Here is a 12,849-nt window from a genome sequence, read left to right as displayed (position 1 = left end):
TCCGATTCCGGCAAAGCGGGGCGAACGCGTGACCGGTTCGTTGCCGGCCGCGCGGATTGGCCGACAATGAAAAATCGCCGGCCCGTGACCCGCGGATGTCGATTTCCCGATGATTCGCCCGTCGTATCCATGTCGACCGGGTATGGCGCCGCACATGCGGCCTGTACCCGGTTTCCGAGGATGGCCGAAACAGACAAGGAGACGCCAAATGACGGATTCCCGTTACCGCTGGGTGATCGTCGCCGCGGGCGGCCTGATGGGCTGCGTCGCGATCGGCGCGATGTTTTCCCTGCCGGTGTTCCTGCGCGCGATTGCGCGCGACACGGGCTGGTCGATGACCGGCATTTCCACGGCGATGACGCTCGGCTTCATCGCGATGGCCTTCGCGAGCATGGCGTGGGGCAGCCTGTCGGACCGGATCGGCACGCGGCCGGTCGTCCTCGCGGGCGCGGTGCTGCTGTCGGCGAGCCTCGCGCTGGCGAGCCGCGCGCCGTCGCTGTTCGCGTTCCAGCTGACCTTCGGCCTGGCCGTCGGCGGCGCGACGGCCGCGATATTCGCGCCGATGATGGCGTGCGTGACGGGCTGGTTCGACACGCACCGCAGCCTCGCGGTGTCGCTCGTGTCGGCCGGCATGGGAATGGCGCCGATGACGATGGCGCCGCTCGCCGCGTGGCTCGTATCGGTGCGCGACTGGCGCACGTCGATGCTGCTGATCGCCGGGCTGGCGGCCGTCGTGATGATTCCGGTGTCGCTCCTGGTACGGCGGCCGCCCGCGCTCGACCCTGCCTCCGCGCACGCCGCGCCTTCGGCTGCCGGCGCACCGGCGGCGATGTCGGTCGCGGATGCGCTGCGCTCGCCGCAGTTCATGATCCTGCTGCTGACCAACTTCTTCTGCTGCGCGACGCACTCGGGCCCGATCTTCCACACGGTCAGCTACGCGGTCACGTGCGGCATCCCGCTGATCGTCGCGGTGTCGATCTACAGCGTCGAGGGGCTCGCCGGGATGGGCGGCCGGATCGCGTTCGGCATGCTCGGCGACCGCCTCGGCGCGAAGCGCATGCTGGTGGCGGGGCTGCTCGCGCAGGCGCTCGGCGCGCTCGGCTACTACTTCGTGCGCTCGCTCGACGGGTTCTACGCGGTCGCGACGCTGTTCGGCTTCATCTATGCGGGCGTGATGCCGTTGTATGCGGTGCTCGCGCGCGAGAACTTCCCGCTGCGGATGATGGGCACCGTGATCGGCGGTTGCGCGATGGCCGGCAGCCTCGGGATGGCCGCAGGCCCGGTCGCCGGCGGCCTGATCGTCGATACGTTCGGCAGTTACGGCTGGCTGTACCTCGGTTCGTTCGCGATCGGCCTCGGCGCGTTCCTGATCGCGATGATGTTTCGCCCGTTCGCGAAAACGCGGCCGGAAACGGCGGCCGCTTGATGCGGCGGCGGAAACGGAACGGCTGCCGTTTCGTCGGACCGGCGCGGTCCGGCGCGCCTCGTCACGAATAGAAAACAGGGCCCGACGCCGTTTGCGTCTGGAGCGGCCCGCACGGCGCTCGGCCCGCTGCGGCGCAGCAGAGCGGCATTTGACGGGGATCGGCGTGCATGCGTGGCGATTCGGCCCCTAAAAAGCACAATATCGAGCATATATTCGAAGGGCCTGTCATAGCCGCGTCACCCTGCTAGAATTCGGCCTGCCGCATTGTTCCGATTGACTGATGAGATTGCTTGACGCCCTGGTCGAACAACGTATCGCCGCCGCCGCCGCGCGGGGCGAGTTCGACGATTTGCCGGGTACCGGCGCGCCGCAGGCGCTGGATGACGACCTGCTCGTGCCCGAGGAGGTGCGGGTGGCCAACCGTATCCTGAAGAACGCGGGCTTCGTGCCGCCGGCCGTCGAACAATTGCGCGCGCTGCGCAACCTGCATGACGAAGTGCAGGCGGTCAGCGACCGTGCCGCGCGCTGCCGGCTGCAGGCGAAGATCCTCGCGCTCGACATGGCGCTCGAATCGCTGCGCGGCGGCCCGATGGTGATGCCGCGCGACTACTGCCGGCGCATCGCGGAGCGCCTGTGCGAGCGCGGGCTCGACGAAGCGCCCGCCGACACGGGGCCGATGTGACGTCCGACGCGCTGCACGACGCAGCCCGGTCGGCAACCGCTCCGGCGGCCGAACCGGCCACCGATACACCTGTTCCCGAAGCCACGCCCGTGTCGGCGCGCGACCTGCATTTCATGCGGCTCGCGCAGGCCGCCGCCGAAGAGGCGCGCGCGGCCGGCGAGGTGCCGGTCGGCGCGGTGCTCGTGCGCGGCGACGAAGTGATCGCGCGCGGTTTCAACCATCCGATCGGCGGGCACGACCCGTCCGCGCATGCGGAAATGGCCGCGCTGCGGATGGCCGCGCAGCATCTGCGGAATTACCGGATGCCCGGCTGCGAGTTGTACGTGACGCTGGAGCCGTGCCTGATGTGCGCGGGCGCGATCATGCATGCGCGCATCGCGCGGGTCGTCTACGGCGCCGCCGATCCGAAGACGGGCGCGTGCGGCAGCGTGATCGACGCGTTCGCGAATCCGCAGCTCAACCACCATACCGAAGTGACGGGCGGCGTGCTCGCCGACGAGTGCGGCGCCGCGCTGAAGTCGTTCTTCGCCGAGCGCCGTCGCGCGTTGCGCGAGGCGCGGCTCGCCCGCGATGCCGCACCCGGCGCGTCATAAGCCCACCCGTCAGGCACGACGCCGTGAACCGGAGACGGTTCGGACCCTCTAAGCAGGTTTGACGACCCGACACCTTTCCCCCATGTCCTTCCAGCCCGCCGCGTCCTATACCATCCGCCTGCTGGCGCCGTCCGGTTATCCGCACGACCCGGACGCGATCAATCGCGCGCTCGAACGCCTCAGCACCGCGCAGCATCGCATCGAGAACATCGAGGCGACGCAGCGGCGCTACCAGCGGTTCGGCGGTACCGACGGGGAGCGGGCAGGCGACCTGAACCGCCTCGCCGATCCCGAGCGGCCGCTGCCGGACATCGCGCTCGCGGTGCGCGGCGGCTACGGCGCCGCGCGGATCCTGCACGGGCTTGACTACCGCGGGCTCGAGCGTCGGCTGCGCGACCAGCCGGTCGCGCTCGTCGGCCACAGCGACTTCACCGCGATCCAGCTCGCGCTGTATGCGAAGGCGCGCATCAAGACGTTCGGCGGCCCGATGCTGTCCGCCGACTTCGGCGCGGAAACGCCGAGCGACTTCACGATGCAGCACTTCTGGCAGACGCTGACGCAGCCGGGCACGACGATCGTCACCGAGGCGCCGCAGGTGCAGGCGGCGAACGTGACGGGCACGCTGTGGGGCGGCAACCTCGCGATCCTGACGTCGCTGATCGGCACGCCGTACATGCCCGACATCGAAGGCGGCATCCTGTTCATCGAGGACGTCAACGAGCAGCCGTTCCGGATCGAGCGGATGATCTACCAGTTGCACCTGTCGGGGCTGCTCGCGCGCCAGCAGGCGCTCGTGCTCGGCCAGTTCACCGGCGCGCGGCCGTTCGAGTACGACAACGGCTACGACATGCAGGCCATGATCGACCAGGTCCGAGCGGTGATCGGGATCCCGGTCGTCACGGGGCTCCAGTTCGGCCATGTGCCCGACCTGCTGACGCTGCCGTTCGGCGCGCAGGCGCAACTGGTCGCGAATGCGCACGGCTTCCGGCTGACCTTGTCGGACTACCCGCATCTCGGCTGATGCAGGCGCGATCGATCGAAAGGCGGGTTTCCCGCCTTTTTCTTTATGTAAATGCGCAACTAACGGTCGAAAATTTTCGTCGACGCACGACCGATTGTTGCCCGGTTATGCACCAGTTTTGTCAACAAAATGGCCGGTCGGGTATACGACAGGAAAGGACTCCGACAGGGCATGTGAGGCTTGTCTTGCATGGAATAAGCGCATCCTGCACCGAACCGGGTCGCGTCGATGCACGCCGATTGTGCGAAATCCCGGAAAAGAATTGTTGACAATCTTTATGTCCGCCCTAGGATGAGGACCATCACACGATGCAGATCATGAACGAGCCCGATTCCCAGCCGTCCGGCGCAGCCGGTCCCGAAGCGATCGCCGAGCGGATCCGCACCGCGATCCTCGAGCATCGGCTCGCGCCCGGCGCGAAGCTGACGGAGGCGCAGCTCTGCGACGTGTTCGGCGTGAAGCGCGGGACGATCCGCCAGGCGCTCGCGCAGCTCGCGACCGACAAGCTGGTCGATCTCGAGCCGAACCGCGGCGCGTTCGTCGCGAGCCCGACGCTGCAGGACGTGCACGAGGTGTTCGAGATGCGCCGGATCATCGAGCTGGCGGTGGTCGAGCGGCTGGCAACCGGGCCCGGCGCGAAGCGGCTCAAGGGCGTCGCCGCGCTGATCGACAAGGAACGCAAGGCGTTCGAGCGGCACGACTTCGCGGCGTGGATCCGGCTGTCGGGCGAATTCCACACGGCGCTCGCCACGCTGATGGGCAATGCGACGCTCAGCGCGTGCCTCGAAGGGCTCGTCGCACGCTCGACGCTGATGTCGGCGCTGTACGAATCGCACGGGCGCAGCCCGTGCTCGTGCGACGACCACGACGAGATCCTCGCCGCGCTGGAGGCGGGAGACCCGAAGCAGGCGGTGACGCTGATGGCGCGCCACCTGCAGCATGTCGAACTGAAGATGCTGGACCGGCCCGCGCAAGGGCAGGTCGATTTGCGCGAAGTGTTCGGCGGCGCCTGAGCGGCGACGCGAACCCGGCCGCGCGCCACAGAACGAGCGAAATGCAGGCCCGCGGTATTTGCCGCGGGCCGCTGGTCCGACTCCGGGCGACGATCCGGAGCGATATCGATGACGGTGGAGCGGCCGCCCGGCCGCGTCAAGGAGAAGTCATGGCTCAGTTCAGTGTGGCGCACGAGAGCGCCTTTCCGGCGAAAGAAGGCGGCGAGGGCGGCGATCCGACGCTGCCGGATGGTTACAGCGAACGTCTGTACAACGAAGATTTGGCACCCCTGAAGAATCAGACGTGGGGCGCGTACAACATCTTCGCGTTCTGGATGTCGGACGTGCACAGCGTCGGCGGCTACGTGTTCGCGGGCAGCCTGTTCGCGCTCGGGCTGACGAGCTGGCAGGTGCTGATCGCGCTGATCGTCGGCATCGGCCTCGTGAACGCGCTGTGCAACCTGATCGCGCGGCCGAGCCAGCAGATCGGCGTGCCGTATCCGGTCGCGTGCCGCGCGACCTTCGGCGTGCTCGGCGCGAACGTGCCGGCGGTGATCCGCGGGCTGATCGCGATCGCGTGGTACGGCATCCAGACCTATCTCGCGTCGAGCGCGCTCGTGATCGTCGTGCTGAAGTTCTTCCCGCAATGGCTGCCGTACGCGGACGTCCATCGCTACGGCTTCCTCGGGCTGTCGGCGGTCGGCTGGGCCGGCTTCATGCTGCTGTGGGTGCTTCAGGCGTTCGTGTTCTGGAATGGGATGGAGACGATCAAGAAGTTCATCGACTTCGCCGGCCCGGCGGTCTACGTCGTGATGTTCATCCTCGCCGGCTACATGGTGTGGCGCGCGGGCTGGCGCAACATCGGCATCAACCTCGGCGGCGTCAAGTATCACGGCGCGGAAGTGATCCCGGTGATGATCACGGCGGTGTCGCTGGTCGTGTCGTACTTCTCCGGGCCGATGCTGAACTTCGGCGACTTCTCGCGCTACTGCCGCTCGTTCGGCGACGTGAAGCGCGGCAATTTCTGGGGGCTGCCCGTCAACTTCCTCGCGTTCTCGCTCGTCACGGTGATCACGACGGCGGCGACCTTGCCGGTGTTCGGCGAACTGATCACCGACCCGGTCGAGACGGTCGGCCGCATCGACCATCCGACCGCGGTGATCCTCGGCGCGCTGACGTTCACGATCGCGACGATCGGCATCAACATCGTCGCGAACTTCGTGTCGCCCGCGTTCGACTTCTCGAACGTCGCGCCGCGGCTGATCAGCTGGCGTGCGGGCGGGATGCTCGCGGCCGTCGCGTCGATCTTCATCACGCCGTGGAACCTGTTCAACAACCCGGCCGTGATCCACTACACGCTCGACGTGCTCGGCGCGTTCATCGGCCCGCTGTACGGCGTGCTGATCGCCGACTTCTATCTCGTCAAGCGCGGCCGGCTCGTGCGCGACGACCTGTACACGATGTCGGAGAGCGGCAGCTACTGGTACACGGGCGGCGTGAACCGCCGCGCGCTCGCCGCGCTGCTGCCGGCGGCCGTGATCGCGGTCGTCTGCGTGATGGTGCCGGGCTGGCAGGCCGCCGCGAATTTTTCCTGGTTCATCGGCGCGGGGCTCGGCTTCGTGTTCTACCGGCTGCTCGTGAGCGCGAAGGCGTGAGGAGCGTGCGATGAAGATCCGACTGATCAATCCGAATACGACGCAGCGGATGACCGACGCGATGGGGCGCTGCGCCCGCGAGGTCGCGGCCGCGGGCACGGAGATCGTCGCGGTGAGCCCGCCGATGGGGCCGCCGTCGATCGAAGGTTATTACGACGAAGCGCTCGCGACGCCGGGGCTGCTCGCCGAGATCGCGCAGGGCGAGCGCGACGGCTGCGACGCCTACGTGATCGCGTGCTTCGGCGACCCGGGCCTGTACGCGGCGCGCGAACTCGCGCGCGGGCCGGTGATCGGCATCGCCGAGGCCGCGATGCATGCGGCGAGCGTGCTCGCGCCGGGCTTCTCGGTCGTCACGACGCTCGCACGCACCTGCGGGATGGCGTGGCACCTCGCGGAGCGCTACGGGATGAAGCGCTTCTGCCGCAACGTGCGCGCGACCGACGTCGCGGTGCTCGAACTCGACCGGCCGGGCTCGGCCGCGCGCCGGATCATCGTCGACGAATGCCGGCGCGCGCTCGACGAGGACGGCGCCGACGCGATCGTGCTCGGCTGCGCGGGGATGGCCGAGTTCGCGCACGAGATCGAGCAGCAGATCGGCGCGCCGGTGGTCGAAGGCGTCACGGCGGCCGTCAAGTGGGCCGAGGCGCTCGTCGCGCTGCGCCTCGCGACCGCGAAACGCGGCGATTACGCGCGGCCGCTGGCGAAACGCTACGACGGCGCATTCGCCCGCTTCAGCCCGCCGGACGGGGAGGCGGCGGAGCCGGTCCCGAATTTGCCGCAACCGCACATACACACCGTCTGACACGCACTATCTGCGTCGCTGTATGGGCGCGTATGAACGTTTTCGCTACACTGGGCCGTCATCGCATCGGCTCGTGCGGCCGGCTTCCGGCGCCGCGCGGTCGATGCGAACCCATTATTTCAGCCCGCTTTCGCCGTACTTCGAACCCATGTCACTCGATCCCAACTATCCTCGCGACCTGATCGGCTACGGCCGCCATCCCGTTCAGGCGAACTGGCCGGGGCGCGCCCGCGTCGCCGTGCAATTCGTGCTGAACTACGAGGAGGGCGGCGAGAACTGCGTGCTGCACGGCGATCCGGGCTCCGAGCAGTTCCTGTCCGAAATCGTCGGCGCGGCCGCGTATCCGGACCGCCACATGAGCATGGAGTCGATCTACGAATACGGTTCGCGGGCCGGCGTGTGGCGCATCCTGCGCGAATTCGAGAAGCGCGGGATGCCGCTGACGGTCTTCGGCGTCGGCATGGCGATCGAGCGTCATCCGGAACTCGCGCGCGCCTTCGTCGAGCTCGGCCATGAAATCGCGTGCCACGGCTGGCGCTGGATCCACTACCAGAGCATGACGCCGGAACTCGAAGCGGAGCACATGCGCCTCGGGATGGAAGCGATCGAGCGCGTGACGGGCGAGCGTCCGCTCGGCTGGTATACCGGCCGCGACAGCCCCAATACGCACCGCCTGGTCGCGGAATACGGCGGCTTCCTGTACGACTCCGACAACTACGGCGACGACTTGCCGTTCTGGATGGACGTCAAGGTGTCGGGCGGCGGCACGTCGCCGCAACTGATCGTGCCGTACACGCTCGACACGAACGACATGCGCTTCGCGACGCCGCAGGGTTTCAACACCGGCGATCACTTCTTCGACTACCTGCGCGACGCATTCGACGTGCTGTACGCGGAGGGCGACGAGGCGCCGAAGATGCTGTCGATCGGCATGCATTGCCGGCTGCTCGGCCGGCCGGGCCGGTTCCGCGGGCTGCAGCGTTTTCTCGATCACCTCGAGAAGCACGATCGCGTTTGGGTGACGCGCCGTGTCGATATCGCGCGTCACTGGCGTGAACATCATCCGTATCAGCCCAATCATCAAGACGAAGGGAAAGCATGAAGGCGATGCGCTACACGTTGGAACAACTGAACACGATGGCGCCGAGCGCATTTGTCGCGGCGCTGTCGGGGATCTTCGAACATTCGCCGTGGGTGGCCGAGGTCGCCGCGGGCGAGCGGCCGTTCGCGAGCATCGACGCGCTGCACAAGACGATGGCGGACGCGGTGGAAACGGGCGGCGAAGCGCGCCAGCTCGCGCTGATCAACGCTCACCCGGAATTGGCCGGCAAGGCCGCCGTGCGCGGCGAGCTGACGGCCGAGTCGACGCGCGAGCAGAGCGGCGCGGGCCTCGACCAGTGCACGCAGGAAGAATTCGACAAGCTGCTGACGCTGAACCGCACGTATCGCGAGAAGTTCGGCTTCCCGTTCATCCTCGCGGTGCGCGGTTTTGACCGCCACGGCATCATCGCGAACTTCGAGTCGCGCGTGAATCATTCGCGCACCGAGGAACTGCGTGCGAGCCTCGACCAGATCTACCGGATCGCGCGCTTTCGCCTCGACGACCTGATCGACGCCTGACACCGCGCACGGCCCGCTGCGTCGCGGCGGCCGGATCGCAATCACTGAAACAAGGAAACATCATGGCTGTTCCGCTTCTCGATCCCAACGCACCCGAATTCACGCGGCGCTACGTGAATCTTGCCGACCCGCGTCTCGGTGCGCAGGCGCTCGAGGCCAGCGACGATTTCTTCGCGCCGAAGGACCGGATGCTGAACCCCGAGCCGGCCGTCTTCATCCCCGGCAAGTACGACGACCACGGCAAGTGGATGGACGGTTGGGAAACGCGCCGCAAGCGCACGACGGGGTACGACTGGTGCATCGTCAAGCTCGCGCGCCCGGGCGTGATCAAGGGCTTCGACATCGACACGAGTCACTTCACCGGCAACTTCCCGCCGGCCGCGTCGATCGAGGCCGCGTTCGTGGCCGACGGCGCGCCGACGCATGCGACCGAGTGGGTCGAGATCGTGCCGTCGACGACGCTGCAGGGCAACAGCCATCACTACGTCGAAGCGAGCGACGCACGCGCGTTCACGCACCTGCGCGTGAACATCTACCCGGACGGCGGCATCGCGCGCCTGCGCGTGTACGGCCAGCCGCAGCTCGACTGGGCCGGCGCGAGCGCGACCGAGCAGTTCGACCTCGCGGCGATGGAAAACGGCGGTTACGTCGTGGCCGCGAACAACCAGCATTTCGGCGTCGCGTCGAACCTGCTGCTGCCGGGCCGCGGCGTGAACATGGGCGATGGCTGGGAAACCCGCCGCCGCCGCGAGCCGGGCAACGACTGGGCGATCATCGCGCTCGCGCAGCCGGGCGTGATCCGCAAGATCGAAGTCGATACCGCGTTCTTCAAGGGCAACTTCCCGGACCGCTGCTCGATCCAGGCCGCGTACGTGTCGGGCGGCACGGACAGCTCGCTGATCACGCAGTCGATGTTCTGGCCGGTGCTGCTCGGCGAACAGAAACTGCAGATGGACAAGCAGCACTATTTCGAACAGGACATCGCGTCGCTTGGCCCCGTCACGCACGTGCGACTGAACATCATTCCGGACGGCGGCGTGTCGCGCCTGCGCCTGTGGGGAACGCTCGACAAATGAAGACGCTCGTTATCGAACCGCTGACCAGGGAAGCCTTCGCGCCGTTCGGCGACGTGATCGAAACGGACGGGGCGAAGCAGATCCCGATCAACCTCGGCACGACGATCCGCTTTCACGATCTCGCGAAAGTCGACGTGACGGACGAGGGCGGCCGCACGCTCGTCAACCTGTTCCGCGGCCAGCCGCGCACGCTGCCGTTCGAAGTGAAGATGCTGGAGCGGCACCCGCTCGGCAGCCAGGCGTTCGTGCCGCTGAACGACCAGCCGTATCTCGTCGTCGTCGCGCCCGCGGGCGATCTCGATCCGGCGAAGATCCGTGCGTTCGTGACGAGCGGCTGGCAGGGCGTCAACTACGCGAAGGGCGTGTGGCATCATCCGCTGATCGCGCTCGGCGGCGTCAGCGATTTCATCGTCGTCGATCGCGGCGGTGACGGCCTGAACCTGAACGAGCAGGATCTGCAGGAATCGCTTTGGCTCACCGACGAGGCGCTGCATGCGCTGACCGCCTGAGTCGTCGACGCTTCCGTTGCCTGCCCGCCGAAACCCGCGCAAGATGCGCGGGTTTTTTTATGTGCGCTCGCTTTGTCGCGACTCAGGTCAACACGGCCTTGCGCGCGTCGCGCGAACCGCTGCCGCGACGACGGTTCGCGACCGGCGCATGCTCGGCCATCAGGTCGGCGACCCAGTCGACGAACACGCGCAGCTTTGCGCTGACGTGGCGGTTCGGCGGGAATGCGACGTACATCGGCATCGGTTCGAGTTGCCATGGCTCGAACAGCGGTACGAGTTCGCCCCGCGTGCGATACGCGGCGGCCATGTAGTCGGGCAGCCACAGGATGCCGAGCCCGGCGAGGCCGGCTTCGAGGTACGCATTGCCGTCGTCGACGGCGAGCACGTAGCGGCCGCGTACGGTGATCTGCTCGCCGTCGCGCGCCATCGCAAACGGCAGTGCCTTGCCGGTGCGCGCCCACAGAAAGCCGACGATGCGGTGATGCGTGCCTTCGAGTTCGCCCGGGTGCGTCGGTGTGCCGGCGCGCGCGAGGTAAGCGGGCGATGCGTATACGCCGAGCCGCAGGTCGCCGATGCGGCGCGCGATCAGCGAGCGGTCGGCCGGCTCGCCGCCGCGCACGACGCAGTCGACGTTCTCGCCGATCACGTCGACCACGCGGTCGCTCACGCCCATGTCGAGCTGGATGTCCGGATAGCGCGCGTGGAACGCGGGCAGCGCGGGGATCAGGATCAGGCGCGCGAGCGGGGTCGGCACGTCCACGCGCAGCCGCCCCGTCGGCGACGCCGACGCGGCGGACAGGCTCGTTTCGGCATCGTTCATGTCGGCCAGCAGCCGCACGACGCGCTCGTAGTACGCGGCACCGTCGGCCGTGACGACGACCTTGCGGGTCGTGCGGTGGAACAGCTTCACGCGCAGCCGCGCCTCGAGTTGCTGCACCAGTTGCGTGACGGTGGTGCGGCTCATGTGCAGCGTGTCGGCTGCCTTCGTGAAGCTGCCGGCCTCCACCACGCGGGCGAACGCCTGCATTGCGTCGAATCGATCCATCGGGTCAGGACTCCGCGGCGCCCGGACATTGTTTGGCGCGCGCAAACAGTGTTGGACAAGGTTGCCGGTTTATCCGCCGTGCAACGGTCCTTAAAGTGCCTTCATCGTTGAGACCGGGGCGGCGACGCCCCACCGACCGATGGAGGGGTTGAATGGCAAAGCGTAGCGTAGTTTTTCCGCCCGGTCGCCGGGCGCTGTATGACCGCAATCGCTATTCGCCGGCGGTGCGCGCGAACGGCTTCCTGTTCGTGTCCGGGCAGGTCGGCAGCCGCGACGACGGTTCGCCCGAGCCGGAGCTGGGCGCGCAGGTCCGCCGCGCGTTCGACAACCTGAATGCGGTGCTGCGCGCGGCCGGCTGCACGTTCGACGACGTCGTCGACGTGACGGTGTTCCTCGTCGATCCCGAGGAGACGTTCGAACGGATCTGGGCGATCGTCCCCGAATACTGGGGCGATGCGCCGCATCCGGCGCTGACCGCCGTCGGCGTGACCTGGCTGTACGGTTTCCAGTTCGAGATCAAGGCGATCGCACGGCTGCCGGAGTCGGCCGATGCGTGAGCATGGCGCGTGCGTATCACGGCGCGACGGGCGGCTCCTGTTCATACGCGCGATGCAGTCGCGCGGCCAGCGACGGCGAATCGGGCAGCGTCGCCGTGCCGAACCGGCGCACGGCGATGCCCGGCGTCCACGAATTCATCACGACGGCGCCGGCCATCGACGGCAGGTCGGCCGGCGTCACTTCACGGTCGTGCTGCGCGATGCCCAGACGTGCCAGCTGCCGCCGCAGGATGCCCATCGTGACACCGCCGAGCATGCCGGCCACCGGCCACACGAGCGCGTCGCCGGTCCAGAACGCGATGTTCCAGATCGAGCCTTCGCTGATGCGTCCACGGCGATCGATGAACGCCGCGTCGTCGAACCCTTGCGCCGCCGCACGGCGCAGGAAGTGCGTTTTCGCGACTTCGCCGACGTGCTTGATGGCCGGCAGCACGCGCTCGTGTTCGAACAGCGCGAGATCGAGCGGGCCGGCCGGCCCCGACGACGGCGCGGCGGTGCGGATCAGCACGTCGAGCGCTTCGTCGTCGCGCGGCGCGGCGAATTCGCCGGTCGTCGCATGGACGGTCGCGCTCAGCGACAGCGCCGACGGCGCACGATCGAGCGCGGCGCGCAGGAACGCGCGAATCCGTGCATCGGGCAGCGCATGCCCGAACAGCGCGTTCGATGCATCGCGCAGCCGTGCAAGGTGCAGGTCGAGGCCGCGTACGCGGCCGTCGCGAACCTGCATCGCGGTGAAATGTGCGTGGCCCGCGAAAGCCAGCGCGGCAAGCGCATCGGGCGTGGCGGCCACGCCGTTGATGTGGGCGACGGACGGGAACGGTGCAGCGGTCATCGGCGAATCTCCAGGTTGGCCGCGGGCGCGGGGCGGCGC

Annotated in this window: 14 protein-coding genes; 12 read left to right on the top strand and 2 right to left on the bottom strand. The window is 68.0% G+C overall.

Going from position 1 to position 12,849, the window contains the following annotated elements:
- Positions 1-208: 208 nt before the first annotated feature.
- The 11 genes from WJ12_RS09930 (at position 209) to WJ12_RS09880 (ending at position 10,376) form a co-directional block, all read left to right on the top strand.
- Positions 209-1,426 carry an MFS transporter gene (locus tag WJ12_RS09930; protein WP_059561799.1) on the top strand — a complete coding sequence of 406 codons (1,218 nt, stop codon included), beginning with the start codon at positions 209-211 and terminating at the stop codon, positions 1,424-1,426.
- Between the two features lie 280 nt (positions 1,427-1,706).
- Positions 1,707-2,108, top strand: coding sequence for a DnaJ family domain-containing protein (locus WJ12_RS09925; RefSeq protein ID WP_034188809.1), 402 nt, complete (start codon positions 1,707-1,709; stop codon positions 2,106-2,108).
- On the top strand, positions 2,105-2,701 hold the full coding sequence (gene tadA / locus WJ12_RS09920) for a tRNA adenosine(34) deaminase TadA (RefSeq protein ID WP_049034427.1): 597 nt from the start codon (positions 2,105-2,107) through the stop codon (positions 2,699-2,701). The genes WJ12_RS09925 and tadA overlap by 4 nt, the downstream gene beginning before the upstream one ends.
- A gap of 82 nt (positions 2,702-2,783) precedes the next feature.
- The gene (ldcA, locus tag WJ12_RS09915; protein ID WP_034188808.1) at positions 2,784-3,722 is read left to right on the top strand and encodes a muramoyltetrapeptide carboxypeptidase; all 939 of its coding nucleotides are present in this window, start codon (positions 2,784-2,786) and stop codon (positions 3,720-3,722) included.
- A 308-nt stretch (positions 3,723-4,030) separates the two neighbouring features.
- Positions 4,031-4,735 (top strand): GntR family transcriptional regulator, encoded by a 705-nt coding sequence (locus WJ12_RS09910; RefSeq protein WP_034188807.1) that lies wholly within the window; start codon positions 4,031-4,033, stop codon positions 4,733-4,735.
- Positions 4,736-4,884: 149 nt separating this feature from the next.
- Entirely contained in the window at positions 4,885-6,369 is a 1,485-nt protein-coding gene (locus tag WJ12_RS09905) for an NCS1 family nucleobase:cation symporter-1 (RefSeq protein WP_034188806.1), read from the top strand.
- A gap of 10 nt (positions 6,370-6,379) precedes the next feature.
- The gene (locus WJ12_RS09900) at positions 6,380-7,171 is read left to right on the top strand and encodes an aspartate/glutamate racemase family protein (RefSeq protein WP_034188805.1); all 792 of its coding nucleotides are present in this window, start codon (positions 6,380-6,382) and stop codon (positions 7,169-7,171) included.
- A 148-nt stretch (positions 7,172-7,319) separates the two neighbouring features.
- Positions 7,320-8,273, top strand: coding sequence for an allantoinase PuuE (gene puuE, locus WJ12_RS09895; protein ID WP_034188804.1), 954 nt, complete (start codon positions 7,320-7,322; stop codon positions 8,271-8,273).
- Positions 8,270-8,791: a 2-oxo-4-hydroxy-4-carboxy-5-ureidoimidazoline decarboxylase gene (gene uraD, locus WJ12_RS09890; protein WP_069245663.1), complete on the top strand. Its 522-nt coding sequence runs from the start codon at positions 8,270-8,272 to the stop codon at positions 8,789-8,791. The genes puuE and uraD overlap by 4 nt, the downstream gene beginning before the upstream one ends.
- 62 nt (positions 8,792-8,853) lie before the next feature.
- On the top strand, positions 8,854-9,867 hold the full coding sequence (gene alc / locus WJ12_RS09885) for an allantoicase (protein ID WP_059561796.1): 1,014 nt from the start codon (positions 8,854-8,856) through the stop codon (positions 9,865-9,867).
- Positions 9,864-10,376, top strand: a complete 513-nt coding sequence (locus tag WJ12_RS09880; RefSeq protein ID WP_034188801.1) for an ureidoglycolate lyase — start codon at positions 9,864-9,866, stop codon at positions 10,374-10,376. The genes alc and WJ12_RS09880 overlap by 4 nt, the downstream gene beginning before the upstream one ends.
- A gap of 82 nt (positions 10,377-10,458) precedes the next feature.
- On the opposite strand, the gene WJ12_RS09875 is transcribed toward WJ12_RS09880, so the two are convergent.
- Positions 10,459-11,421: a LysR family transcriptional regulator gene (locus WJ12_RS09875; RefSeq protein WP_059561792.1), complete on the bottom strand. Its 963-nt coding sequence runs from the start codon at positions 11,419-11,421 to the stop codon at positions 10,459-10,461.
- 152 nt (positions 11,422-11,573) lie between these two features.
- Between WJ12_RS09875 and WJ12_RS09870 the strand changes: the two genes are divergently transcribed.
- Positions 11,574-11,978, top strand: a complete 405-nt coding sequence (locus WJ12_RS09870) for a RidA family protein (RefSeq protein WP_034188799.1) — start codon at positions 11,574-11,576, stop codon at positions 11,976-11,978.
- A gap of 16 nt (positions 11,979-11,994) precedes the next feature.
- On the opposite strand, the gene WJ12_RS09865 is transcribed toward WJ12_RS09870, so the two are convergent.
- Entirely contained in the window at positions 11,995-12,810 is an 816-nt protein-coding gene (locus tag WJ12_RS09865; RefSeq protein ID WP_059561790.1) for an aminotransferase class IV family protein, read from the bottom strand.
- Between the last annotated feature and the right edge of the window lie 39 nt (positions 12,811-12,849).

Origin of the sequence: Burkholderia seminalis, from assembly GCF_001718535.1 — a bacterium.
In the GTDB taxonomy this organism is placed as follows: domain Bacteria; phylum Pseudomonadota; class Gammaproteobacteria; order Burkholderiales; family Burkholderiaceae; genus Burkholderia; species Burkholderia seminalis.
Note: the sequence above shows the minus strand (reverse complement) of the source record. Positions and strands in the feature narration are given on the sequence as shown.